This window comes from Streptomyces sp. NPDC031340, assembly GCF_055569945.1.
The window spans coordinates 85,691-109,170 of the sequence record NZ_JBVIIE010000018.1; the positions used below are offsets into that span (position 1 = coordinate 85,691).

A 23,480-nucleotide genomic window follows, 5' to 3' on the forward strand; every position below is an offset into this window, starting at 1 on the left:
ACGGTCGCCCCCAAGGGCGGACCACACGGACTACGCGGACCACTCGGCCAACAGCGCAGACGCTACAGCCCCTCACCACCACCCGCCACCGGTTTTCCGCGGAGCAGCCGGTGGCCGCGCCTCACCCGGCCGGCATGACGGCGCCGACGGCGGTGCCGGGGGCGCGGGGCACGAGGAAGACCGTGAGGGGCAGGGCGCCGTCCTTCCGGCGCGGGCCCTCGGCGGTGCGTGGGTCGGTCGAGCGCAGGCCGGTCACCGGGACGGCCGTTGCCGCCCCGTCCCAGGTGTTGCCCGAGGAGCGGACGGACGGGCCCAGGTCCTCCTCGCGCCGGTTGCTCCAGGCGGCGTTGCCGGTGAGGACGCCGGCGGCGTCGGTGATCCGGAAACCGGCGATGCCGTTGCGGTACGCGCTGTTGCGCACCAGGGTGAGGACGCCCGGGTTGCCCTCGTCGTTGAAGCCGTAACCCCCGTTGTCCCAGGCGACGTTGTTGCGCGCGACGTGCGCCACCGAGGCGCGGCCGTGACCGCCACCGAAGGTGAAGCCGTTGCCGTTGCGGTAGGACCAGTTGCCGTCCAGGAGCGCGGGGCTGGTGAAACCGCCCAGGTCGATGCCGTCGGCGCCGTTCTCCCAGGTGCGGCAGTGCCGGACGGTGTTGCCCGAGCCGGAGCCGAAGACCAGCGCCAGCCCGGAACCGCCGCCGGCGCCGTCCCGGTTGTGGTGGAAGTCGCTGTCCATGACGGTGTTGCCCACCGTGCCGACGCCCCGCAGCACCAGCCCGGACCTGGCGTTGTGGTGCATCGTCAGTCCGCGGAAGACGTCGTGCGCGCACCCGACGCACACCCAGGCGTGGCTGCTGGAGCCGCGTACCTCCAGGTTCCGCACCGTCCAGTGGTCGGCGCGCTGGGTGACCGCCCACTTCCCGTCCGGAACGGCGGAGACGTCGAGCACCGGCCGCTCGTTCCGGTAGGCGGTCAGGACGATGGGACGCGCGGCGGTGCCGTCGGTGTCGAGGGTGACCGGTTCGGCCGGCCGGTAGGTGCCGCCGCGCAGGGCGATGGTCCCGCCCGGACGGACCAGGTCGGCCGCTTTGCCGAGGCTGGCGTAGGGGTGGGCGAGAGTGCCGTCGCCGCTCTCGTCCGAGCCGTCGGGCGCGACGTAGAGGGAGGCCGTGGTCCCGGCGTTTCCGGCGCCGGTGGCCGTCGTGCCCGGTACGGCGGACGCGGTGCCCGTCGTGCCCGGTACGGCGGACGCGGTGGCCGTCGTCCTCGGTACGGCGCGCGGGGTGCCCCCCGGTGCGGGAGCCTGCCGGACGAGGGGGACGACGCCGGCGAGCAGCACCGCCCCACCGGCCGCCGCGGCCAGGGCGGTCCTGGGCCTGGGTGTCCGGACGGCATCGGCGACCCGGTGGAACAGCGCTGCGATCCCGGTCTTGGAGGACACCGCGGTGGCGGAGTCCAGCAGGTGTCCGACACCGCCCAGCACGGCGGCGGGGATCACCGGTACGGCGATGCCGGGCAGCAGGCGTTCCGGTGGCACCAGGCCCTCGCGCAGGGTCCCGCAGGCCGGGCAGTCGCGGACGTGCCGGCTCAGCCGCTTGCGCCACAGCGGGCCCGGGGTGCCGTCCCAGCCGCGCGCGGCGGCCACCAGGCCCTGGCACCGGGGCACCGTGGCGAGCGCCCTTACGAGGGTGCGGGCCGTGTGCAGCTGCTCCTTCATGCGCTGCACACGGACCGCGACATGACCGCGCGAGATCTTCAGGACGGCGGCGAGTTCGGCACGCTGCAGGACCCCGGCGGTCTCCTCCCACCACAGGGCGAGCAGGCGCCGGTCGTCGGGCTCCAGCCAGCGCACGGCGTGCACGACCTCGCGGCGCTGTCCGCTCAGCTCCAGCTCGGCGACGGTCCGCTCACTGAAGTCGGTGGCCGGCTCGGCCAGTTCCTCGATCTCCGGCTGAGGCGGGGGGTCGCCGGAGCCGCGCCGCCGATGCTGCTGGATCTGCCGGTAGGCGATGGCCACGGCCCAGGAGCGGAAGCGTTCCGGTTCGCGCAGCCCGGGCAGCCCCCGCACGATACTGACCATGGTCTCCTGCACCACATCGTCGGTGTCGGCGTGGCCGTCGAGTGCCCGGCCGACGATGCGGTGGAGCAACGGCAGGCAGGCGGTGAGGACGGCTTCGAGTGCCGTTCGGTCGCCCGCGCGGGCCGCCCGGATCAAGGCGGTGTCGTGCAGCACGGCTCCGCTCACCGCGGCTTCGGCCCCGGGGACGCGCTCGTCTGCTCCGCGCTCGTCTGCTCCGCGTAAGGAGTGGTGATCCATAGGAGGGGGTTCCTCCGCCCCGCGCCACCGCCGCGGTGGCGCACTCGACCGGCGGCGCCGTGCGTGCGGGCCGCGCCCGAAGGGCCGCCCTGACGTCGCCGGCCTCCTCCGCAGCGCCGTGATCCTGGCACGCAGGAGGGTGCCTGTAAAGCGACGGTGTCGGCCAATCAGCGACACGCGAGTGACTCCAGTGGCATAGGTAACATCATCCCGGCTCGGCCGTCCGTGGCGGCAGAACGCGCAGGTCGTGTACCGCGAGTCCGCACTGTCGGCGACGATCGCCACCACGCAGCCGTGGACGGATATGTCCACCAGCACGTGGCGAAACGCCCGCTTCTTCGAGTACCGCAACACCGGCGCGGGCGCCGGCGTCAACGGCAACCGCCCGCAGCTGACCGACGCTCAGGCCGCGCAGTACACACCGCAGAAGTACCTGGCCGGCGCGGACGGCTGGAACCCGGTCGGCTGAACCCGTACGTCAGCCGGCCTTCGCGCAGGCGTGTCCGTTGAGCTCGAAGTGGTACGGCGGGGAGTTCTTGCTCTGCCAGGAGGCGAGGAAGCCGAAGGTCAGGGTCCCCCCGGCGGGGACGGACTTGTTGTAGTCGGCGGCGGTGGCGGTGACGCGGGAGCCGCTCTGGGTGAAGCTCGCGTCCCACATCTGGCCGACCTGCTGGCCGTCCCGGAAGGACCAGGCCACGCGCCAGCCGTCGACGGCGTCGTCGGTGGTCACCGAGACGGTGGCCTGGAAGCCGTCGGGCCAGGAGTTGACGAGGTCGTAGGCGACCTCGCAGGTGGTGTCCCCGCCGGACCGCGCGCCGCCGCCGTCGGCGGTGGAGTCGGCCGTGGAGGAGGACGTGCCCTGGGGTTCCGGGTCCGGGTTCTGGTGGCCGCCCGTCGACGTCGCGGTCGCGGGCGCCAGGGTGGGCGCGGTGGTCGACGCGGACGACCCGGCGCCGGACGGCAGTGACGAGTGCGGGACCGCGACCGGCAGACGGCCGGACGTGTCGCCGGAGGCGGAAGCGATGTCGTCCTCCGCGCCGCCGAACGGCATCATCGACACCGCCAGCGCCACGAACGACACCAGGACCGCGGCGGCGAGGAGCCCGTGCCGCACGAGACGGGCCCGCTGCGCCGCGGACCGCGGTTCCCGGTCCTCGCCGTCGGCCTGTTCCGGCCGCCCGGCGCCCAGGCGCACCTCGGCGGCACGGCGGCGGCGCTCCAGGTAGGCGAGACCGCCCCAGCCGATCACGCCGCCGGCGAGGGCGGTGGGCAGTTGCCCGCCGTGCGGGCGCAGGCAGGCGGCGGCCTCGGCGCACTCCACGCAGGTGGCGAGGTGGCGCGAGAGGTCGGTGGGGATGTCGGCGGCGGGCGACCGGGTGACGGCGTCGAGGAGGCGGGCGTAGCTGCGGCAGCTCGCGTCCATCGGCGTGTCGAGGTGGTTGCGGTGGCAGCGGTCGCGGAACAGGCCGCGCACCTGGTCGAGTTCACCGCCGACGGCGGCCGGGTCGAGGCCGAGCCGACGGGCCACCACGGACCGGGGAAGCGCCTCCACCTCGGCCAGCCACAGCAGCGTGGCGTCCGCCTCCTGGAGGTCGCGCAGGCCGCGCAGGGCGAGCGGGCGCTGCAACGGGGGGCCGTTGTAGCGGGCGGCCTTGTCGGAGTTGAGCCACAGGCGCAGGTCGGGGTCGAGGTCGTGGCCTCGTCCGGCGGCCTCCCAGGCCGCCGCCGTGGTGCGTACGGCGGTCAGCATCTGCGGGATGGCGGGCAGCCGGGACGGGCGGCGGCCGACGCCTCGGGCGGCGCCGGCTTCGGCGGCGCGGGCCTCACCTATACCGAGTGCGAACGCCTCCCTGGCCAGCTGCGTGGCAGCGGCGGATCCGGAGGTGCACAGATCGGCGTAGGAAAGCACCGCGTCCCAGCACTCCGAGAAGAGCGCGGCCTCGGCGGCGCCCTTCGGGTTCGGCAGGTCGAGCATGGGTCTCCTGCATCCACAAGCGAGGCAACTCACCATACTGGCCTGGGAGTTGGGGGGAACCTCGGGGCAGAGCAAGAGCCTTTCACGTTTTCGACACAACTGACAAGCGGTTGCTTCGGATCCGGTTACCGGTTAACGGCGGTTACCCGTCAAGGGGTTCCCGCCGTCCGCCGCGGCGGGTCACGCCTCCGCCGGTGCGCCCGCCGGTGCGCCCGCCGATCCGTCGGCCGATCCGTCGCCCGGTTCGTCCGCCGGGAGGCTGTCCATGAAGGAGCTGACGGAGAAGACGGCACGGCCGGGTCCGGGCGGGCCGTATCCGGGCGGGGAGGACAGGCCGAAGTCGTCCATGGTGGCGCGGTACGCCTCCAGCAGCCGGATGTGGTACTCCAGCGGGGCGCCCTGCGGGTTGGCCTTGCCGAGCGGGGTCGTGGGCTCCGGGCACCAGGTGGTGAAGCGGGGTGTGATGCCGTGCGACATGAAGAAGCGCAGGCCCTCGGTCGTGGACGCGATGGCCTCGTCGACCGTGGTGAAGCCGAAGGGCTCGGCCATCTCCACGCCCGCCACGAAGTTGGGGATGACGTTGCGCGCGCCGAAGACATCGGCGGAGTCGAGGATCCTGCGGTGCCACTCGTCGCGGCCGACGTAGCGCTCCTTGCCGGGGCAGTACAGCTCGAACAGGCGGCGGTCCCACACCTCGAAGTTGGGGTGGTAGATCTGCACGCCGTAGTCCTTGAACCGCTGCACGTCCGGCTTCGGCAGCGCCTGCGCGACGACCTTGCCGATCCAGCGGCCCGGGAAGCGCTCCTCGATGGCCTTGGCGTAGTGGCCGTAGAAGTCGGCCTCGTCGCGCCCGGCGACGGTCTTGGTGATCGCGCCGCCGGTGAGCGTGTAGGCGGTGGAGGCCTTCTGGGTGTCGTAGCGGTCGATGATCTCCAGCGCCTCCAGTACCTCCTCCACGTCCTTGACGCCGGTGTACGGGCGCCCGGCCGCCTTGTGCTGGCGCCAGTTGTGGTTGATGTCGCAGTACTGGCACTCCTCCTTGGCGCCGAAGTACTGGCAGACGCGGAAGACGGTCAGATAGATCAGGTAGCCCCACTGGATGGTGGGGGCGACCTCCATCACCGACTTCCCGCTCGCGAGGGTGTGCCGGTAGTACTCGGGCATGGGCGGCACGCCCACGTCGGAGATCCGCCTGCCGTCGAGGTAGAGCCCGAGCACGCCCTCCTGGTCGGCGGCGACGCGGTACGGCGAGGACGGGTTGACGCGCACGGAGACGACGGTGCGGCGCAGGTCGTACGGGCCGCCGGTGAGGATGATCTCCTCCGGCGGGCGGCGCAGCGCGGCCTCGCCGAGTTCGGGCAGGGTGCCGTGGTCGAAGGAGAAGATGAAGTACGACTTCGGCTTGACCTCGCCGCCTTCGTTGTCGCTGAGCGCGGACGGGTCGAAGGCGACACCGCCGCGCAGCAGGTCCTCCTTGAAGACGGCTTCCCGCGGCACGTGCGGGAACCGCTCCATCAGATCCTCGACCAGCGCGGTACGGCTGCCCATCCCGACTCTCCTCATGGCTCGGACGTACGACTCCTCACGGTATGCCCCCGCCTCCGGGCCGGCCGTGCCGGGTCCCCCGCGTGGCGACCGCCCCGGCGGAGTACCCCGGCGAGTATCCCGTCTCTCACGCCATCCGCTCCAGCGCCGCCGGGTCGACCGCGTGCGCCGGTTCCCGGCCCGCCGCCAGGCGCTCGGCCTCCGCGGCCACCGACGCGCCGAGGCGGGCCAGCTCGTTGCCCTGGGAACCCGCGAGGTGCGGGGTGACGAAGGCGCCCGGCAGGTCGAGCAGAGGGGAGGCCGCGGGCAGCGGTTCGGGGTCGGTGACGTCGAGGATCGCGGTGAGGCGGCCGGTGCGCAGTTCGTCGGCGAGGGCATCGTGGTCGACGAGGGCTCCGCGCGCGGTGTTGATCAGCACCGCCCCGTCCGGCATCAGGGCCAGCTCGCGGCGGCCGATCATCCGGTGCGTCTCGGGTGTGGCGGGGGCGTGCAGGGTGACGGTCCGCGAGGTGCGCAGCAGGTCGTCGAGCGGCAGCAGCGGTACGCCGAGCGCGGCGGCGCCGGCCTCGTCGACGTAGGGGTCGGTGAGGCTCACCCGCAGGTCGAAGGGGCGCAGCAGCTCGATGACCCGACGGCCGGTCCGGGAGGCGCCGACGACGCCGACGCGCCGGCCGTGGTTGCCGATGCCGGGGACGAGGTCCCAGCCCGGCGAGACGCGCTCGGCGCGCAGGCGTTCACGCCGGGCGAAGACGTCCTTGCCCGCGAGCAGGATCATGGCGAGGGTGTACTCGGCGACCGGCACGGCGTTGGCCTCGGCCGCCGAGGAGACCGCGATGCCGCGCCGCCAGACCTCGGGGGTCAGGAACCCCTTGACCGAGCCGGCCGAGTGCAGCACCGCGCGCAGCCTCGGGGCGGCGTCGAGGACGGCCGCGTCCAGCCGGGGGCAGCCCCACCCGGTGACGAGGATCTCGGCGCGGGCGAGTGCCTCGCGGACGCCCGGTGCGGTGAAGTCCTCGGCCACCACGCCGGGGTCGATGTCGACGCTCGCCCGCAGCCGCGCCAGCACCTCGGCGGGGAAGACCTGGGGAACGTTCGCGGCGGTCATGGCGAACAGGGCCTGCGGACGCTCGGGCAAGGAAAGTGACCTTCCGGTGGGGAAACCGCTTCCTACGGTAGGCGGCGGCGGATGAGAGGGTCAACGCAGACGCACTACGCGGGAGGGACGGCAGGGATGTCGGAGAAGGTCACCAACTGGGCGGGCAACATCACCTACACGGTCGGGGAGTTGCACCGACCACGCTCACCGGCCGCGCTCAGGGCCCTGGTGGCCGGCAGCCCGAAGGTGCGGGTGCTCGGCAGCGGGCACTCGTTCAACCTGATCGCCGAGCCGGGCGACGGGGGCGTCCTGCTCTCGGCCGCCGGGCTGCCGCCCGAGATCGACGTGGACCGGGCGGCCCGTACGGTACGGGTCTCGGGCGGCGTCCGGTACGCCGAACTGGCGCGCACGGTGCACGCCCACGGGCTGGCGCTGCCCAACATGGCGTCGCTGCCGCACATCTCGGTGGCCGGGTCGGTCGCCACCGGCACGCACGGCTCGGGCATCGCCAACGGCTCGCTGGCGGCGCCGGTGCGCGAGGTGGAGCTGATCACGGCGGACGGTTCGACCGTGCGGATCGCCCGCGGCGACGCCCGCTTCGACGGCGCCGTCACCTCCCTCGGCGCCCTCGGCGTCGTCACCGCCCTCACCCTCGACCTGGAGCCGGCGTACCGGGTCGAGCAGTACGTCTTCACCGAACTGCCGCTGGCGGGGCTGGACTTCGGGGCGGTCGCGGGGTCGGCGTACAGCGTGAGCCTGTTCACCGACTGGCGGGAGCCCGGGTTCCGCCAGGTGTGGCTGAAGCGGCGCACCGACCGGCCCGCGCCCGACTTCCCCCGGGCCACGCCCGCCACCGAGCCGATGCACCCGGTGCCCGGCATGCCCGCGGCCAACTGCACCGAGCAGTTCGGGGTGCCGGGGCCGTGGCACGAACGACTGCCGCACTTCCGGGCCGAGTTCACCCCGAGCAGCGGGGACGAGCTGCAGTCCGAGTACCTGCTGCCGCTGCCGGACGCCCTCGACGCGCTGCACGCGCTCGACGCCGTCCGGGCGCACGTCGCGCCCGTCCTGCAGACGTGCGAGGTGCGCACGGTGGCCGCCGACGCGCAGTGGCTCAGCCCGGCGTACGGCCGTGACTCGGTCGCGCTGCACTTCACCTGGGTGGCGGACACGGCGGCGGTGCTGCCGGCCGTGCGGCGGGTGGAGGAGGCGCTGGACGCCTTCGACGCACGGCCGCACTGGGGCAAGGTGTTCACCGTCCCGGCGCCCACCCTGCGGGCGAGGTACCCCCGGCTGCCCGACTTCCGGGACCTGGCGACCACCCTCGACCCCGACGGCAAGTTCGCCAACGCCTTCGTGCGCGATGCGCTGGACCTGTAAGGCCCTGCGGCCCGGCCCGGCCCGGCGCGGCACCGACCGGGCCGGGCCGGGCGGACCCGAGTCGCGCGGGGCGCGGGTCCCGGGTCCCGGGTCCCGGGGCGCGCGGGCCGGAGTCGCGCCGGCCCGAGTCGCGCCCACCAGAGCCGCCAGGCCGGACCAACGGTTCCGGGCCACCGGTCCCGGCCACCGGTCCGGGCCGCACTGCCAGGCCGGACCATCGGGTTCAGGCCGCCAGGCCGGACCACCGGGCCAGGCCGGTCAGGGCCACCAGGCCAGGCTCCACCGACCGGCTGCCCGACTTCCGGGACCTGGCGACCATCCCCGACCCCGACGGCAAGTTCACCAGCGCCTTCGTGCAGGATGTGCTGAACCTGTGAGGTCCCCCGGCCCGGCACCGACCGAGCCGGGCCAGGCCGCGCGGGCCGGACCACCGGTCCGGAAGGCCAATCCAGGCCGCCGGGGCCGGACCATTGGGCCGGACCACCGGTCCATGCCGCCCGACCGGACCGGAAGGCCGCCAGGCCGGGCCGCCAGGCCGGAAGGCCGACTTTGTTCAGCCCCTTTCCTAACCCCTTGTCGAAAGTCCCCGCAGCCCATAGATTTGCGGGCGCCGGTGTCGACGTGCCCGGCGGCACGGACGAAGGGACGGGGGGCCGATCCGGTGAAGCGCACATCACGTGACATCCGCACCGCGAACCGCTACGAGGTGTTGCGCCAGATCATCGCCGAGTCCCCCACTTCCCGGCAGGAACTGGCGGCGGCCACCGGGCTCAGCCTCGCCACCGTCGCCACCCTGGTCGGCGAACTGCTGGACCTCCGCATGATCACGGAGGTCGGGTTCGAGGACTCGGCCGGCGGCCGCCCCCGCGGCCTGGTGGCCGTCAACGCGTCCGGCGGCGCGCTGATCGGCGTCGACATCGCGGAGACGTACGTCCGGGTCGAGCTGTTCGACCTGGCGCTGAACGTCCTGTCCCGCGCCGACGAGGACCTGCGCCCCGGCGAGCGCCGCCCCGAGCAGGTGGTCGCCCATGTCGCGGCGGCCGTCGGCGCGGTGGTCGCGCAGGCCGGTGTGGAGGGCGCGCGGGTGCTCGGCGTCGGCGTGAGCGTGCCGGGGCAGGTCGACCGCGACACCGGCGTCGCCGAGTACGCGGCCAACTGGGACTGGCACGACGTGCCCCTGCTCGACCTGCTCGCCGAGCACATCGCCTATCCCCTGTACCTGGACAACCCGCTGCGCGCCTGCGCGGTCGCCGAGCTGTGGTTCGGCGCCGCGCGGGGGCGCGGGGACGCCGTGGTGGTCAACCTCGGCACCGGCGTCGGCGCCGGCCTGGTGCTGGGCGGCGGACTGCACCGGGGGGTGAGCAACAGCGCCGGCGAGTGGGGGCACACCACGCTCGTGCTGGACGGGCGATTGTGCCACTGCGGCAACCACGGCTGCGTGGAGACGTACGTCGGCGCCCCCGGCATCATGCTGAACCTGCGCGAACTGAGCCCGCGCAGCCCGCTGCTGCACCCGGAGGACCAGACGGCCACCGTCGACGCGCTGGCCCGCGGGGTCGCCGCGAACGATCCGGTGGCGGTCAAGGTCGTCCGGGACACCGCCCGTTACCTCGGCGCCGCCATCGCCGACCTGGTCAACCTGCTCAACCCCGAGGTGGTCGTGCTCAGCAGCTGGGTCGCCGCCCGGCTCGGCGAGCCGCTGCTGGACGAGGTGCGCGAGGCCGTCGCCCGGCACGCGCTCAGGCGTCCGCTGGCCGCCACCCGGATCGTCCTGTCCCCCATCCCGACCGACCCGGTGTGCCTGGGCGCCGCGACGTTCGCGCTCGAGGGCGCGCTCCAGTCGGTCGGGCAGCGGACCGCCGCCAAACGCGCCGGAGCCGGCTCCGCGCGCAGCCGTACCGCCCCGCCTTCCTGACGGCGGGGCCCCGACCCTGCCCCCCGGCCGTTCGTCATCCCGAACCGGGCGCAACGTTTCGCGCAGGCTTCGTCCAACCCCTTGCCGAAGTGTTAGCCGAAGGTTAACGTCCCGCACCGCACGGCAATTTCGAGCCGGCGCCGGTCTTGCGAGCCGGCGTCGCACCGAAGCCGTGGAGCCGCAGCCGTACTCGAGACAAGGACGTCAGCATGTCGGCAACGAGCAACAGCAACTGGTCCCGCCGATCGCTCTTCAGGGCCGCCGCGGGCATGGCCGCCGCGGGCACGCTGGCCGCGTGCGGCAGCAACAACGGGCGGGGCGGCGGCTCCGGTTCGGGCAAGCAGCTCGTCCAGTACTTCCACGCCTACGGCGAGGCGGGGACGGAGCAGGCGATCAAGCGGTACGCGAAGGCGTACGACGGCGCGAACGTGACCACGCAGTGGATCACCGGCTCGAACTTCGAGAGCAAGCTGTTCGCCTCGCTGCTCACCGCGCAGGCCCCGGACCTGTTCGAGTTCCACCCGCAGATCCAGCTCGTCAGGAGCGGGCAGGTGGCGGACCTGACCGACATCATCGAGCCGGTGAAGGACGACTTCAACCAGGCCGACATCCAGTCGCACACGGTGGACGGCAAGATATACGGCGTCCGGATGATCGACGACCCGCAGTTCTTCTTCTACCGCAAGTCGCTGCTGGAGAAGGCGGGCATCGAACCGCCGACCACGCTGGACGAACTGCTGGAAGCCGCCGCCAAGCTGACCACCAGCAAGGTCAAGGGCGTCTTCCTGGGCAACGACCTGCACGCGGTGATCAACCCGCTGATCTGGTCGGCCGGCGCGGACACGCTCGACGACAAGAACCAGATCGCCTACCACACGGACGGCGTCGTCGAGGGCCTGAAGAAGATGCGCAAGCTGTTCACCAGCGGCCACCTGCTGCTGGACGCCCCGGCCGACTTCTGGGACCCCTCCGCGCTCAACCAGGGCCTGTGCGCGATCCAGTTCTGCGGCATGTGGGCCATGCCGCAGTTCCAGCAGACCCTCGGCGACGACCTCGGCATCATGCCGTTCCCGAAGGTCACCGACGCGGGCAAGCCGTCGGTGTACAACGGCGGCTGGTCGATGTTCGTCAACGCCAAGGGCAAGAACGTCGAGGCGGCCAAGGAGTACGTGAAGTGGCTGTGGATCGAACAGAAGAAGTACCAGGAGGACTGGGCGCTGTCGTACGGCTTCCACATCCCGCCGCGCACCTCCCTCGCCCGGTCCGCCGCCAAGCTGAAGTCGGGACTGCCGGCCGAGGGCGTCAAGCTCTTCAACGACTACGGCCACTTCGACAACATCGGCTGGACCCAGGCCATGATCACCGCCACCGAGGACCTCTTCGCCGACTGCGTCCGCAAGGGCGGTGACCCGGAGGCCGCGCTCGACAGGTGCGACAAGACGGTCGGCGCCGAGCTGAAGAAGCTGTTCGGATAGACCGCCGGACGGACCACGACATGTCGACGACCACGACGCGCGGCGCCGCGAGCGCCTCCCCGGCCGGGGCCCGGCAGGCCCGGCCGCGGGGGGCCTGGCGGGGCAACCGCACGCTCAACTTCTGGCTGTTCACGAGCCCGTTCCTGATCGGGCTGATCGTCTTCGTCTACGTCCCCATCGGCTGGAGCGTCTACCTCAGCTTCTTCGAGGCCCGCTTCACCGTCACGCCCAGCGACTTCGTGGGGCTGGGCAACTACCGGGACATCCTGACGAGCGGAGGGTTCACCGGCTCCCTCGTCACCTTCACCGTCTTCGCCGCGTTCATCGTGCCCACCACCTGGGCGCTGTCGCTGGGCCTGGCGCTGCTGGTGAACCGGCTCACGTTCATGCGGGCGTTCTACCGCTCGGTGTTCTTCCTGCCGACGGCGTGCTCCTACGTCGCCGCCTCGCTGATCTGGAAGATGTCCCTGTTCAGCGGGGTGCGCTTCGGTCTGGCGAACACCGTCCTGGGCTGGTTCGGCGTGGAGAACATCGCCTGGCTCGCCAACCCCGACCCGCCCTGGTATTGGCTGGTCATCGTCACCGCGCGGCTGTGGCTGCAGTCCGGCTTCTACATGATCCTGTTCCTGGCCGCGCTGCAGAACATCCCGCAGGAGCTGTACGAGGCCGCCGCCATCGACGGCGCCAAGCGGGGCTGGCAGACCTTCCGGCACATCACGCTGCCGCAGCTGCGCGCCACCTCCACGGCGGTGATCCTGCTGCTGCTGGTGGCCGCCTACCAGGCGTTCGACGAGTTCTTCAACCTGCTGGCCAAGACGACATGGGGCCGTCCCCCGCTCGTCGAGCTGTACTACACCGCGCTCGGCCAGGACCAGAACTACGGCAAGGGCAGCGCCGGCGCGGTGATCCTCACGGCGCTGATCTGCGTCGTGACCCTGTTCCAGGGCAAGTTCATGGGCTTCGGAAGGGGTGACGAGTCCAAGTGACCACCACCGCACCCGAGACGGGCAGGACGCGCGCACCCGGGGCCACGGGGACCCGGAAGCCCCGGCGGGCCCGGCGGCCCGCGCTGGGCGGCTCGGTGATGAGCTCCACCGGCCTCTACGTCGCCGCCGGCGTCGCCGCGCTGCTCTTCCTCGTCCCCTTCTACCTGCTGATCCGCAACGCCCTGTCCACCGACCCGGAGATCACCGGCGAGAACTGGAAGTTCTTCCCCACCGACATCCAGTGGGGCAACATCACCGAGCCGTTCCACGACACGACGGTCGACTTCGGCCAGTCGTTGGTGAACTCGATGATCGTGGGCGTCCTGCACACCGTCGGCACCCTGTTCGTGTGCTCGCTGGCCGGCTACGGCCTGGCCCGCATCCCCTACCGGCACGCGAACAAGGTCTTCTACGGCGTCCTGTTCACCCTGATGGTGCCGACCGCCGTCACCTTCGTGCCCAGCTTCGTGCTGGTGTCGTCCCTCGGCTGGGTGGACAGCTACCGCGGCCTGATCGTCCCGGGCCTGTTCAGCGGTTTCACCTGCTTCCTCTTCCGGCAGTACTTCCTGGGGTTCCCGAAGGAGCTGGAGGAGGCGGCGCGCGTGGACGGACTGGGCTACTGGGGCGCGTACTGGCGCGTCGTGGTGCCCAACTCGCTGAACTTCTTCGCCGCGATCGCGACCATCACCTTCATCAACGGCTGGAACTCGTTCCTGTGGCCGCTGGTCATCGGCCAGGACCCCAGCGCCTGGACGGTGCAGGTCGCGCTGTCGTCGTACATGACCAACCAGACCGTCAACTACCACCTGATCTTCATGGCGACCGCCCTGTCGATCCTGCCCCTGCTGCTCGTCTTCCTCTTCCTCCAGCGCTGGCTGGTGCAGGGGATCGCCCAGACCGGCATCAAGGGCTGACGCTCCCACACTCACGACCTGGAGACCGATGTCTTTCCGCACCACCGCCGCCGACCACGTAGAGGACGTCTCCCCGGGCAGCGGGACCCTGCCGCCCCGCGCCTGGTACGCCTCCTCGGACGCGGCGTCCCTCTCCCTGAACGGCCGTTGGCGGTTCCGTCTGTCGCCGACCGCCGACGCCGAGGACGACTCCTTCGCCGTACCCGGACACGACGCCGGGGACTGGGCGGAGGTCACCGTCCCCGGTCACTGGGTGCTCCAGGGACACGGCTCCCCCATCTACACCAACCACCTCTACCCCTTCCCGGTCGACCCGCCGCGGGTGCCTACCGAGAACCCGACCGGGGACCATCTGCGCGTCTTCGACCTGCCGGCGGACTGGCCGGCGGACGGCGACGCGGTGCTGCGCTTCGACGGCGTGGAGTCCTGTGCCCGCGTCTGGCTCAACGGCACGGAGATCGGCGACTTCAAGGGGTCCCGGCTGCCGCACGAGTTCGCGGTCGGCCGGCTGCTGAAGCGGTCCGGCAACGTGCTCGCGGTCCGGGTCCACCAGTGGTCGGCGGGCTCGTACCTGGAGGACCAGGACCAGTGGTGGCTGCCCGGCATCTTCCGTGACGTGACGCTGCTGCACCGCCCGGCCGGCGCCGCCGCGGACTTCTTCGTGCACGCCTCCTACGACCACGTCACCGGCGCGGGCACGCTGCGCGTCGACTCCGGCGTCGACGGCCGGGTGACCGTCCCGGAGCTGGACATCGACATCGCCACCGGGGAGTCGGTGACGGTCCCCGTCGAGCCGTGGTCGGCGGAGGTCCCGCGGCTGTACGACGGGGTGCTGGCGACCGGGGGCGAGCGGGTGCCGCTGCGCGTCGGCTTCCGTACGGTCGCCCTCGACGACGGCCTGATCAAGGTGAACGGGAAGGCGGTCCTGTTCAAGGGCGTCAACCGGCACGAGTGGCATCCGGAGCGGGGCCGCGCGCTCGACCTGGAGACGATGCGCGAGGACGTGCTGCTGATGAAGCGGCACAACGTCAACGCCGTACGCACCTCGCACTACCCGCCGCACCCCGCGTTCCTGGACCTGTGCGACGAGCTGGGCCTGTGGGTGATCGACGAGTGCGACCTGGAGACGCACGGCTTCGTCGAGCAGGACTGGCGCGACAACCCGGTCGACGACGACCGCTGGACCCCGGCGCTCCTGGACCGCGCCGCCCGCATGGTCGAGCGCGACAAGAACCACCCGTCGGTCGTCGTCTGGTCCCTGGGCAACGAGGCCGGCACCGGACGCGGGCTGACCGCCATGGCGGAGTGGATCCGCGGCCGCGACGCCTCACGCCTGGTGCACTACGAGGGCGACATCACCTGCCGCGACACGGACGTGTACTCGCGGATGTACGCCTCCCACGACGAGGTCGAGCGCATCGGCCGGGGCCTGGACGGCGGCACCCACAAGCGGCGGGGCCTCCCCTTCATCCTGTGCGAGTACGCCCACGCCATGGGCAACGGCCCCGGCGGACTGGCCGACTACCAGAAGCTGTTCGAGTCCCACGACCGGCTGCAGGGCGCCTTCGTCTGGGAGTGGATCGACCACGGCATCGCCCACCCCGAGCTGGGCTTCGCCTACGGCGGCGACTTCGGCGAGGAGCTGCACGACGGCAACTTCGTCTGCGACGGGCTGCTGTTCCCCGACCGGCGGCCCTCCCCCGGCCTGCTGGAGTACAAGAAGGTGATCGAGCCGGTCCGCATCGAGGGTGACGGCGGTGACGGGACCGTACGGGTGACCAACCGCCACGACTTCGCCGACCTGTCGGCGCTGGCGTTCGAGTGGTCGTATCAGGTGGACGGCGAGACGGTGAAGTCGGGCCCGCTGCCGGTGCCCGCGCTGACGCCCGGCGAGTCGGCCGAGGTCAAGCTGCCCGAGCCGCCCGCAACCCCGGACGGCGGCGCGGAGACGCGGTGGACGGTGCGGGCGCTGCTGGCCGCCGACACCGCGTGGGCGCCCCGGGGCCACGAGGTGGCCTGGGGACAGCTGCCGGTGACCGCCCGCCCGGTGCCGTCCGTCGCGGCCACCGCCCGCCCCGCCGTCGACCTCGCCGAGCGGACCGTCACCCTCGGCCCGGCCGTCTTCGACGCCCGCACCGGCGCGCTGCGGTCCGTCGGCGACGTCGAGGTCACCGGCCTGCGGCTCGACGTGTGGCGGGCGCCCACCGACAACGACGACGGCGCCCCCTGGCAGAGCGACGTCCGGTTCGGGCTGCTGTGGCGCAAGTTCGGCCTGCACCGCATGCGGCACCGGCTGGACGCCGTGGAGCCGGGCGACGACGCGCTCACCGTGCGGACCCGGGTGGCGCCGGCCGCCTGGGAGGTGGGCCTGAACACCGTGTACCGCTGGACGTCCGACGGCAGCCGGCTGCGGCTGACGGTGTCGGTGACCCCCGACGGCGACTGGACGGTTCCGCTGCCGCGGCTGGGCATCCGCTTCGGGCTGGCCCACGCGGACTCGGTGACCTGGCACGGCGGCGGCCCCGGCGAGGCGTACCCCGACACCAGGTCGGCTTCCCGCCTGGGCCGTTGGACGTCCACCGTGGACGCCCTGCAGACGCCGTACGTCCGCCCGCAGGAGAACGGCGCCCGCGCCGACGTCCGCTGGGCCCAGCTCGGCGGCCTGCGCGTCGACGGCGACCCGGAGTTCTCCTTCACCGCCCGGCGCTGGACGACCGAGCAGCTCGACGCGGCCACGCACCTGAGCGACCTCACCCCGGGCGACACGGTCTGGGTCAACCTCGACCACGGCCAGCACGGCATCGGCTCCCAGTCCTGCGGCCCCGGCCCGCTGCCGCAGTACTTCCTGCACCCCGAGCCGACGGAGTTCTCGTTCGTCTTCTCACAGACCGACTGACCTGCCCCCCTCAGCACCGCCGCGTCCGACCGGCTCCCCAGCCATCCGGCCGCGGCGGTGTGCCGCGCCGCTCAGGCGCGCAGGGTCGTCAGCCAGGTGGTCAGGAGGTCGGTGACCTGTTCGGGGCGTTCCTGTTGGAGCCAGTGGCCGCAGTCGTCGAGGATGTGTGCGGAGACCAGGCCGGGCAGGGTGGTGGGGTAGGCGTCGATCGCCTCGGCCAGCCAGGTGGTGGAGGCGTCCCGTGCTCCGCCGATGAAGAGGGACGGCTGGGTGAGGGGCTGGCCGTGGAAGTCGGTGAGGTCCTCCCAGTCCCGGTCCATGTTGCGGTAGCGGTTGAGCGCGCCGCGCAGGCCGGTCCGCTCGAACTCGGCGGCGTAGAAGTCGAGGTCGCGCTCGTCGAGCCAGGCGGGCATCCGGCCGGCGGGGAACCGGTCGCGCAGCGTGCCGCCGGGGCTGACGAAGTGCGGGTCCGGGGCGCCGGGCACGGGCATGGTGTCGCCGGAGAAGGCGGCGTAGAAGCCGGTCAGCCAGCCGCGGACGTCGGGTTCGATCTCGGCCTCGGCCCGGCCGGGCTCCTGGAAGTAGGAGACGTAGAGCTCCTCGTCCCCGCCCATCCCCGCGAAGACGTCGCTGGGCCGGGGGCCGCCGGGCGGCGTGTAGGGGACGCTGAGCAGTGCGACCGCGTGGAAGACGTCCGGCCTGAGGAGGGCGGAGTGCGCGGCGATGCCCGCGCCCCAGTCGTGTCCGACGATCACTGCGGTCTCCTCGCCGAGCGCCCGCACCACGGCGACGCTGTCCTCGACCAGGTCGAGCATCCGGTACGCGGTCACCTCCTCCGGCCTGGAGGAACGCCCGTAGCCGCGGACGTCGACGGCGACCGCGCGGTAGCCGGCCGCGGCCAGCGCCGGCAACTGGTGGCGCCAGGAGTACCAGGACTCCGGGAACCCGTGGACCAGCAGCACCAGCGGTCCGGTGCCCTGCTCCACCAGGTGGATCCGGCCGGCGGGCGAGGGGACCAGACGATGGGTGAGGCCCGTGAGCTGGGCGGGCTGTGGCATGGCTCCTCCGTGCTGTCGATCCGGCTGCGCGCGTCGGGCGCGCACGACGATCCTTCGGCAGGAACGCGGGCCGCCGCGAGGGCTGTTGCCGGTTCGGCAAAATCCCGGAGGCGGGGCGCTGCCTGGGTGTACTAGCCTTCCACCTAGGAGCCCTAGGTTCACTTTCGGAGGTCGCCCCATGGCCCGCGCTGGACTGACCGCCGACCGTCTGGTCGCCGCGGCCGCCGACCTCGCGGACGAGGCCGGATTCGAGAGCGTGACCCTGTCCGCGCTGGCCCGGCACTTCGGGGTCAAGGACGCCAGCCTGTACTCGCACGTCAGGAACATCCAGGACCTGCGCACCCGCCTGGCGTTCTTCGCCGGCGCCGAGATGGTGGACCGGATCGCCGCGGCCGTCGCGGGCCGGGCCGGCAAGGACGCGCTGGCGGCCTTCGCGGGCGCCTACCGCGCGTACGCCCTGGAGCGGCCGGGCCGTTACGCCGCCACCCAGACACGGATCGACCAGGCCCTCGTCGCCGCCTCCCCGGTCCTCGCCCGCACCGCCGAGATCACCTACGGCATGCTCCGCGCCTACGGGCTGGAGGAGCCCGACCTCACCGACGCCGTCCGCCTGCTGCGCAGCACCTTCCACGGCTACTGCGCCCTGGAGGCCTCCGGCGGCTTCGGCGCCCCGCGCGACGTGCGCAGGTCGTGGGACAGGGCCGTCGACGCACTGCACGTACTGCTGGAGAACTGGCCACGAGAGGGCGCGGACCATGACTGAACTCCACTACGACATACGCGGCCACGGCCCCGTCCTGCTGATCGTGCCCGGCGGCGCCGGGCACCCCATGGGGCTCGGCCCGCTGGCCGACGCGCTCGCCGGCCGCTTCACGGTCGTCACCTACGACCCCCTCGGCCTCGCGCACGGCCGGCTCGGGCAGCCGGTCGCCGACCAGCGGGTCGAGGACTGGAGCGACGGGGCGCACCGGGTCCTGGAGGAGACGCTCACCGAGGGCGAGCCGGGATACGTCCTCGGCATGAGCTCGGGCGCCGTCGCGGCGCTCGACCTGCTGGCCCGGCATCCGCACCGGCTGCGCCACGTGATCGCGCACGAGCCGCCGTGCGTGGGCGTGCTTCCGGACGGGGACGGGCGACTGTCCTTGTTCCGGGAGGTGTACGACACCTACCGGGCCGCCGGGCTCGCGGCCGCCGCCGCCCGGCTGACGGCCGGGCTGACCGGAGCGGCGCCGCCCGACGCCGAGCCGGCACGACCCCTCACCCGGGAGCAGGAGTTGACCGACCCCATGGCCCTCTTCGTCGTCCATGTCCTGCGCCGGTTCACCGCCCACGAGCCGGACCTGGACGCCCTCGCCGCCGCGGCCGGGCGTCTCACCCTGGCCGCCGGTTCCGACTCCCGGGGCCAACTGCTGCACCGTACGGCCGAGTTCGTCGCCGAGCGGACCGGCAGCGGGTTCGCCGAGTTCCCCGGCGGTCATCTCGGCGCCCTCCAGCACCCCGTCGCGTTCGCCGAGCGGATCGCCGCGACGCTGCCCCCGCCCGCCGCCCCGGGCGTCCCGCGGACCACCTGAGGTCTCCTAGACTGGAATCTTCGCCGGGGGAGGGACGCGCCTTGTCGCAACAGCAGCTGGGACGCGGTCACTTGGGATCCGGCGGCACTCCGCCGGGCCCGCCCGGGACGAACGAGACCGCACGGTTCGTCGGCTGGCTGGGAAGCCTCAGCTGCGCGGTCGCCGGCTACGCGGTGTTCCAGTTCCTGTTCGGCGTGCTCCCCGGCTCCCTCGGCGGGGAGGCGGCCCGGTACCTGATCTCCGGCGTGAGCGGGGTCGGCACGGCGGCGGCAGCCTGGCTGGCGGCGGCCCTGGTCCGCGCCCGGGCCACCGCCCCGGCCCTGCCGCCCGCCCCGGACCGCTCGACGTCTCCCGTCCCCGGCCCGCTCCCCCAGGTGTTCGCCGCCGCGCACGACGCCTTGGTGGAACAGGTGTCGGTGGTCGACGACCCGGCCCACGGGCGGCTCGTCGGCTGGCCGCACGCCCTCGGCGAGAACCCGCCGTCCCGCCCCACGCCCCTCGGCACCGCGTACGGCCTGCACATCATGCTCGACCTCGGGGTCACCGACGGCCGGCTCGGCACCGGCGACCTGGTGGACACGTTGTGGCGGCTGCGGCTGCCGGACGGCGGCTGGTCGGCGCGGTCGCAGGGCGCGCAGGCCCGGCCCGAGATCACCGCGCTGGTGCTCGGCGCGCTGGCCCGGGCGGGGGCGTCGGGCTCCCGGCTGGCCGCCGAGGTGGAGCACTGCACGGCCCGGTTCACCCGCGAACTCGACCGCGCCGGACGGGACTCGACGCACGTCGTGACGACCGTGCTGCGCGGGCTGCTGCGCGCCGCGCCCCGCTGCGACATCCTGCCGCGGCTGCGGGAGGCGCTGGTCGGCGGCGCCGTCAGCGATCCCCGCCGCGAGCACCTGCGCTGCTGGGGCTACCGGCTCGACATGCCGTACGGGCTGCCGTCCTCGGTGCACACCGCGCAGGCCGTGGTGGCCCTCGGCCGGGCCGCCCGGGTGCTGGGCGAGACCGCGGCGGCGCGAGCCGCCCGGGAGGACGGCGTCCGCTGGCTGCTGGCCTGCCCGGACACCGCCCACCACCGCTGCCGGGACCTGAAGAACCTGCGGGAGGAGGTGCGCCGGCCGCGCACCGACGATCCCTCGCGCCACGAGGTGCTCAACGTACGGCACTTCACCGCCGCCTGGCTGGTGCGCGCCCTGATGTCGCCGGGCGCCCGGGAGATCGCGGCCCGCGACGGGCTGGAGCAGGCGTGGCGGGAGCGACTGGACGGTGCGGCGGCCGCGGTGTGGGCCGGGCAGGCCGACGGCCTGTGGTCCTGGGGGCGCGCCGAGAGCAACGGCCTGAGGCATCCGATGTGGATGACCTATCAGGGGCTGTCCGCGCTGCGCGCCCATGCCGTATGGATGTACCAGCCGCTTGACTGAACCCGGCGCGGACGGCCGGTCGTACGGGGAGTCCGAGGAGGAGTGCATGGGCGGACGGCAGATCCTGGCGGCACGACGGCTGATGGCCGCGACGCTGGACGGCGCACCGCCCGAGCCCGGACCGACCGCGGCCGCCCGCTTCGTCGTCGCCGAACTCGGCGCTGAGGAGCAGCTGTTGGAGCTGATCGACGAACTCGCCTCCGGCGAGGGGGATCCGGTGCGGTACGCCCGGCTGTCCTACCGGCACGTCCTCGGCTTCGACAAGCTGCTGCTGATCGACGTGGGCTCCCGGCACATGCTGCGCGCGCATCTGTGGCATCCGGGCGCGGGCGCGATCGGCGCGGAGGACATCCACAACCACCGTTCGACGCTGGCCTCCCGCGTCGTACGGGGACGGCTCGCCATGGAGCTGTACGAGGAGGTGTACGAGGCCGGCGGCGACGGCGGTGTCGCGGCGACCCGGTACCGGGAGACCCTGCGAGAGGGGTCGGCGGACTGGCTGCTGGAGCCGGTCGGCCCGGCGAGGCTGCGTCTGACGCACGTGGGGCAGTACGCGGCGGGCAGCACATACGCCCTGCCCGCGCGCACGCTGCACCGGGCGTGGTGCGACACGGACGCGCCGACGGTGACGCTGTTCCTGGAGACGGGGCGGGAGCGGCGGCTCCACACCGACGTGTTCACGGCGGCGGGGCCGCATCCGGGCGCGGTGGCGAAGGAGCCGATGGATGTGGCCGACTACCTGCGGGCGCTGAGCGGGCTGGCGGAGCTGCTCAGGAGTGCGTGAAGGCCTGCAGCACGACGTCGAGGTTGTACTCGTCGATGTCGACGTCGGTCAGTTGTGTGCGGTGCAGCCACCTGCTGTCCTGGTCCGGCTCGGGCAGCACGATCCGTCCGGGGAGCGGGCTGACCAGGAAGTTGTCCTGCCAGTTCTTGATCTCGTGGCCCCGGTACTCGCTGAGGAAGGAAGACTCGCCGACCTTGCGGACGACGACGCCGCGCAGGCCGGTCTCCTCCTTCAACTCCCGCAGGACACCGTCCTCCGGACACTCCCCCGGCTCGAGCTTTCCGCAGGGGACACCCCACACGCGGGGCAGGAACCGTTCCTTCTCACTCCGGCGCACCAGGAGCACCCGCTCCCGGTCGTCCATCACGACGGCCGCCGCGAGGCGCCTGTCGCCGGGGATGTCCATGTCCATGGTTCCTCGGTCCCTCGCCGGTGACGATTCCCAACTGACCTGATACCCACGAAAACGTCGACTCTACCAAGCTTCACGGTACGGCGTCGTGAGTCGCGCCGCCACGGCGGCCGACCGGCCCGAGGTCCGCGTACGACGGTGTCCGGCCCCGCGGGATCCTGCCTGCGCGGACGTCCTCCACCGCCTCCAGGGCGGCGCCCAGCGCCCGCCGGTAGAGCAGGGAGCCGAGGCTGACGCGGCGCACACCGAGGTCGGCGAGGTGCGGGAGGGCGGGGCCGGCGGGCGAGTAGAGGACGTTGAGGGGCACGTCCAGGTGACTCACCAGGGCGGCGATCCGCCGGGGGTCGGTCAGTCCGGGCACGAACACGCCGTCGGCGCCCGCTTCCTGGTAGGCGTCCAGGCGGCGCAGGGTGCGGCGCAGGGTGTCCGTGCCGTCCCCCGCGCCGAGCCAGTGGGTGTCGGTGCGGGCGTTGACGAAGAGGCCCGGCGCGGCGGCCTTCACCGCGGTGATCTTCGCGGCATGCCGTCGGACGGGCCCGAGGCCGTCCTCCAGGTTGATGCCGACGGCGCCGACGACCGCCAGCTGTCGCGCGAACTCGCCCACTTCGTCGGGGTCGTCGCTGAAGCCGCCCTCCGCGTCGACCGACAGCAGGAACGGCTCGCTGCCGAGGACCAGGGCGAGCCGGAGGGTCTCGTCGCGGGTCGCCGACGCGCCGTCGGGCAGTCCGGCGGCAGCGGCGACACCGAGGCTGGTCGTCGCGACGGCCGGGAAGCCTTGGGCGGCCAGCGCGACGGCCGAGGCGTGGTCCCAGGCGTTGGGCAGCAGCAGCGGCTGGTCGGCGTGGTGCAGGTCGGCGAACGCGGTCACGACAGGTCTCCGAGCGCGTCGGCGTAGTACACGGATCCCGCGAGGTGCTGGGCGAGTTCCCGGAAGCTCCAGCCCTGGCCGGGCGAGTGGTCGAGCTGGTCGTCGCTGAGCGCGTCGAGGCGGTTCGCCCAGACGCGGGCGAGCCGGGTGAGCCGGCTGCGGGCCTCGTCGAGGTCCTGCCGGGTGAAGGGGGCGAGGTCCGCCTCGCCGGTCACCGCGGACGCGTGCCAGTGGTCCGGCTGCGGCTCCTCGCCCGCCAGGCGGGCCTCCATCTCGGCCAGATGGTCGACGAGGTGATCGGCGACCCGGCGGATCGCCTTGTGCGGGGTGTACACACGATCGCCGGCCGGTACCGGTCTGCCGTCCCAGTGCGTCCAGGTCGCGGCGAGGGCCAGAACGTGCTCGACCATCCCGACGACCGCCTGCGCGGGCGTTTCCTGCGTGCTGTCACTCATACCGCCACGCTAGGCGCCGACCGTTTCGGCCCCGGCCGAAACGTCGGCGCGGGGCGGGGCCGGACGCCGGAAGGGTCCGGGGGCCGACCTCCGGAAAGGCCGGGCGCCCGCCGCCGGAAGAACCCGCTCCCGCCCACCGGAAAAGGCCAGGCAGCACCCGCCACCGGAAATAGCTGCGCATCAGCCGCCCGAGGGCCAGGCACAGGCCACCGGAGAAGGCCAGGCCCCGCCCACCGGAAGGCGCCGGGCACCGGCCACCGCAGCCGGGCACAGCCACCGGAAAACCCGGCCATCGGCCGCCCCAGGGCCAGACCTCCGCCGCCGGAATAAGGCCGAGCACCCGCCGCCGGAGAAGGCCGGGCACCGGCCACCGCAGCCGGGCACAGCCACCGGAAAACCCGGCCATCGGCCGCCC

The 23,480-nt window shown here is 73.1% G+C and carries 18 protein-coding genes and 1 pseudogene; 11 read left to right on the forward strand and 8 right to left on the reverse strand.

Going from position 1 to position 23,480, the window contains the following annotated elements:
* Positions 1 to 121 precede the first annotated feature (121 nt).
* The gene (locus ACZ5GT_RS16535; RefSeq protein WP_469022951.1) at positions 122 to 2,317 is read right to left on the reverse strand and encodes a sigma-70 family RNA polymerase sigma factor; all 2,196 of its coding nucleotides are present in this window, start codon (positions 2,315 to 2,317) and stop codon (positions 122 to 124) included.
* Positions 2,318 to 2,537: 220 nt separating this feature from the next.
* Here ACZ5GT_RS16535 and ACZ5GT_RS16540 point away from each other — a divergent pair.
* A pseudogene (locus tag ACZ5GT_RS16540) lies at positions 2,538 to 2,786 on the forward strand (pectinesterase family protein); the annotation flags it as partial.
* Positions 2,787 to 2,795: 9 nt separating this feature from the next.
* On the opposite strand, the gene ACZ5GT_RS16545 reads toward ACZ5GT_RS16540, so the two are convergent.
* The 3 genes from ACZ5GT_RS16545 to ACZ5GT_RS16555 all read right to left on the reverse strand — a co-directional run bounded on the left by ACZ5GT_RS16545 (position 2,796) and on the right by ACZ5GT_RS16555 (position 6,972).
* Positions 2,796 to 4,292 carry a cellulose binding domain-containing protein gene (locus tag ACZ5GT_RS16545; RefSeq protein WP_469022957.1) on the reverse strand — a complete coding sequence of 499 codons (1,497 nt, stop codon included), beginning with the start codon at positions 4,290 to 4,292 and terminating at the stop codon, positions 2,796 to 2,798.
* A gap of 180 nt (positions 4,293 to 4,472) precedes the next feature.
* Positions 4,473 to 5,840: a radical SAM protein gene (locus ACZ5GT_RS16550; protein WP_469022962.1), complete on the reverse strand. Its 1,368-nt coding sequence runs from the start codon at positions 5,838 to 5,840 to the stop codon at positions 4,473 to 4,475.
* A 124-nt stretch (positions 5,841 to 5,964) separates the two neighbouring features.
* On the reverse strand, positions 5,965 to 6,972 hold the full coding sequence (locus ACZ5GT_RS16555) for a hydroxyacid dehydrogenase (RefSeq protein WP_469022967.1): 1,008 nt from the start codon (positions 6,970 to 6,972) through the stop codon (positions 5,965 to 5,967).
* A gap of 96 nt (positions 6,973 to 7,068) precedes the next feature.
* Between ACZ5GT_RS16555 and ACZ5GT_RS16560 the strand changes: the two genes are divergently transcribed.
* From ACZ5GT_RS16560 to ACZ5GT_RS16585, 6 genes are all read left to right on the forward strand, one after another.
* Entirely contained in the window at positions 7,069 to 8,313 is a 1,245-nt protein-coding gene (locus ACZ5GT_RS16560; RefSeq protein ID WP_469022973.1) for a D-arabinono-1,4-lactone oxidase, read from the forward strand.
* Between the two features lie 661 nt (positions 8,314 to 8,974).
* A complete protein-coding gene (locus ACZ5GT_RS16565; RefSeq protein ID WP_469022979.1) occupies positions 8,975 to 10,228 on the forward strand; it encodes an ROK family transcriptional regulator in 1,254 nt (417 codons plus the stop codon).
* Positions 10,229 to 10,437: 209 nt separating this feature from the next.
* On the forward strand, positions 10,438 to 11,703 hold the full coding sequence (locus ACZ5GT_RS16570) for an ABC transporter substrate-binding protein (RefSeq protein ID WP_469022984.1): 1,266 nt from the start codon (positions 10,438 to 10,440) through the stop codon (positions 11,701 to 11,703).
* Positions 11,704 to 11,723: 20 nt separating this feature from the next.
* The gene (locus ACZ5GT_RS16575) at positions 11,724 to 12,689 is read left to right on the forward strand and encodes a carbohydrate ABC transporter permease (protein WP_469022988.1); all 966 of its coding nucleotides are present in this window, start codon (positions 11,724 to 11,726) and stop codon (positions 12,687 to 12,689) included.
* Positions 12,686 to 13,603 (forward strand): carbohydrate ABC transporter permease, encoded by a 918-nt coding sequence (locus ACZ5GT_RS16580; protein ID WP_469022992.1) that lies wholly within the window; start codon positions 12,686 to 12,688, stop codon positions 13,601 to 13,603. Before ACZ5GT_RS16575 ends, ACZ5GT_RS16580 begins: the two co-directional genes overlap by 4 nt.
* Before the next feature lie 28 nt (positions 13,604 to 13,631).
* Positions 13,632 to 16,499, forward strand: a complete 2,868-nt coding sequence (locus ACZ5GT_RS16585) for a glycoside hydrolase family 2 TIM barrel-domain containing protein (RefSeq protein ID WP_469022998.1) — start codon at positions 13,632 to 13,634, stop codon at positions 16,497 to 16,499.
* A gap of 71 nt (positions 16,500 to 16,570) precedes the next feature.
* On the opposite strand, the gene ACZ5GT_RS16590 is transcribed toward ACZ5GT_RS16585, so the two are convergent.
* Complete coding sequence (locus tag ACZ5GT_RS16590; RefSeq protein ID WP_469023001.1) at positions 16,571 to 17,557, reverse strand: alpha/beta fold hydrolase; 987 nt, start codon at positions 17,555 to 17,557, stop codon at positions 16,571 to 16,573.
* Positions 17,558 to 17,735: 178 nt separating this feature from the next.
* Between ACZ5GT_RS16590 and ACZ5GT_RS16595 the strand changes: the two genes are divergently transcribed.
* The 4 genes from ACZ5GT_RS16595 to ACZ5GT_RS16610 are packed head-to-tail and all read left to right on the forward strand — an operon-like array spanning position 17,736 to position 21,330.
* Positions 17,736 to 18,320, forward strand: coding sequence for a TetR/AcrR family transcriptional regulator (locus ACZ5GT_RS16595; RefSeq protein WP_469023004.1), 585 nt, complete (start codon positions 17,736 to 17,738; stop codon positions 18,318 to 18,320).
* The gene (locus ACZ5GT_RS16600; RefSeq protein WP_469023007.1) at positions 18,313 to 19,128 is read left to right on the forward strand and encodes an alpha/beta fold hydrolase; all 816 of its coding nucleotides are present in this window, start codon (positions 18,313 to 18,315) and stop codon (positions 19,126 to 19,128) included. Before ACZ5GT_RS16595 ends, ACZ5GT_RS16600 begins: the two co-directional genes overlap by 8 nt.
* 41 nt (positions 19,129 to 19,169) lie before the next feature.
* Positions 19,170 to 20,546: a hypothetical protein gene (locus tag ACZ5GT_RS16605; RefSeq protein ID WP_469023012.1), complete on the forward strand. Its 1,377-nt coding sequence runs from the start codon at positions 19,170 to 19,172 to the stop codon at positions 20,544 to 20,546.
* 46 nt (positions 20,547 to 20,592) lie between these two features.
* Positions 20,593 to 21,330: a hypothetical protein gene (locus ACZ5GT_RS16610; RefSeq protein ID WP_469023218.1), complete on the forward strand. Its 738-nt coding sequence runs from the start codon at positions 20,593 to 20,595 to the stop codon at positions 21,328 to 21,330.
* Here ACZ5GT_RS16610 and ACZ5GT_RS16615 read toward each other — a convergent pair.
* The 3 genes from ACZ5GT_RS16615 to ACZ5GT_RS16625 form a co-directional block, all read right to left on the reverse strand.
* Positions 21,317 to 21,742: an NUDIX hydrolase gene (locus ACZ5GT_RS16615; RefSeq protein WP_469023017.1), complete on the reverse strand. Its 426-nt coding sequence runs from the start codon at positions 21,740 to 21,742 to the stop codon at positions 21,317 to 21,319. The two genes, ACZ5GT_RS16610 and ACZ5GT_RS16615, sit on opposite strands and share 14 nt — an antisense overlap.
* 73 nt (positions 21,743 to 21,815) lie before the next feature.
* Positions 21,816 to 22,610, reverse strand: a complete 795-nt coding sequence (locus tag ACZ5GT_RS16620; RefSeq protein WP_469023020.1) for an isocitrate lyase/PEP mutase family protein — start codon at positions 22,608 to 22,610, stop codon at positions 21,816 to 21,818.
* On the reverse strand, positions 22,607 to 23,065 hold the full coding sequence (locus ACZ5GT_RS16625) for a hypothetical protein (protein ID WP_469023023.1): 459 nt from the start codon (positions 23,063 to 23,065) through the stop codon (positions 22,607 to 22,609). The genes ACZ5GT_RS16620 and ACZ5GT_RS16625 overlap by 4 nt, the downstream gene beginning before the upstream one ends.
* Between the last annotated feature and the right edge of the window lie 415 nt (positions 23,066 to 23,480).

Bases quoted from the DNA above. Each gene is read 5' to 3' on its own strand.
- ACZ5GT_RS16535 (WP_469022951.1), bottom strand. From the start codon at position 2,317: ATGGATCACCACTCCTTACGCGGAGCAGACGAGCGCGGAGCAGACGAG.
- ACZ5GT_RS16545 (WP_469022957.1), bottom strand. From the start codon at position 4,292: ATGCTCGACCTGCCGAACCCGAAGGGCGCCGCCGAGGCCGCGCTCTTC.
- ACZ5GT_RS16550 (WP_469022962.1), bottom strand. From the start codon at position 5,840: ATGGGCAGCCGTACCGCGCTGGTCGAGGATCTGATGGAGCGGTTCCCG.
- ACZ5GT_RS16560 (WP_469022973.1), top strand. From the start codon at position 7,069: ATGTCGGAGAAGGTCACCAACTGGGCGGGCAACATCACCTACACGGTC.
- ACZ5GT_RS16570 (WP_469022984.1), top strand. From the start codon at position 10,438: ATGTCGGCAACGAGCAACAGCAACTGGTCCCGCCGATCGCTCTTCAGG.
- ACZ5GT_RS16575 (WP_469022988.1), top strand. From the start codon at position 11,724: ATGTCGACGACCACGACGCGCGGCGCCGCGAGCGCCTCCCCGGCCGGG.
- ACZ5GT_RS16585 (WP_469022998.1), top strand. From the start codon at position 13,632: ATGTCTTTCCGCACCACCGCCGCCGACCACGTAGAGGACGTCTCCCCG.
- ACZ5GT_RS16590 (WP_469023001.1), bottom strand. From the start codon at position 17,557: ATGCCACAGCCCGCCCAGCTCACGGGCCTCACCCATCGTCTGGTCCCC.
- ACZ5GT_RS16595 (WP_469023004.1), top strand. From the start codon at position 17,736: ATGGCCCGCGCTGGACTGACCGCCGACCGTCTGGTCGCCGCGGCCGCC.
- ACZ5GT_RS16600 (WP_469023007.1), top strand. From the start codon at position 18,313: ATGACTGAACTCCACTACGACATACGCGGCCACGGCCCCGTCCTGCTG.
- ACZ5GT_RS16610 (WP_469023218.1), top strand. From the start codon at position 20,593: ATGGGCGGACGGCAGATCCTGGCGGCACGACGGCTGATGGCCGCGACG.
- ACZ5GT_RS16615 (WP_469023017.1), bottom strand. From the start codon at position 21,742: ATGGACATGGACATCCCCGGCGACAGGCGCCTCGCGGCGGCCGTCGTG.
- ACZ5GT_RS16625 (WP_469023023.1), bottom strand. From the start codon at position 23,065: ATGAGTGACAGCACGCAGGAAACGCCCGCGCAGGCGGTCGTCGGGATG.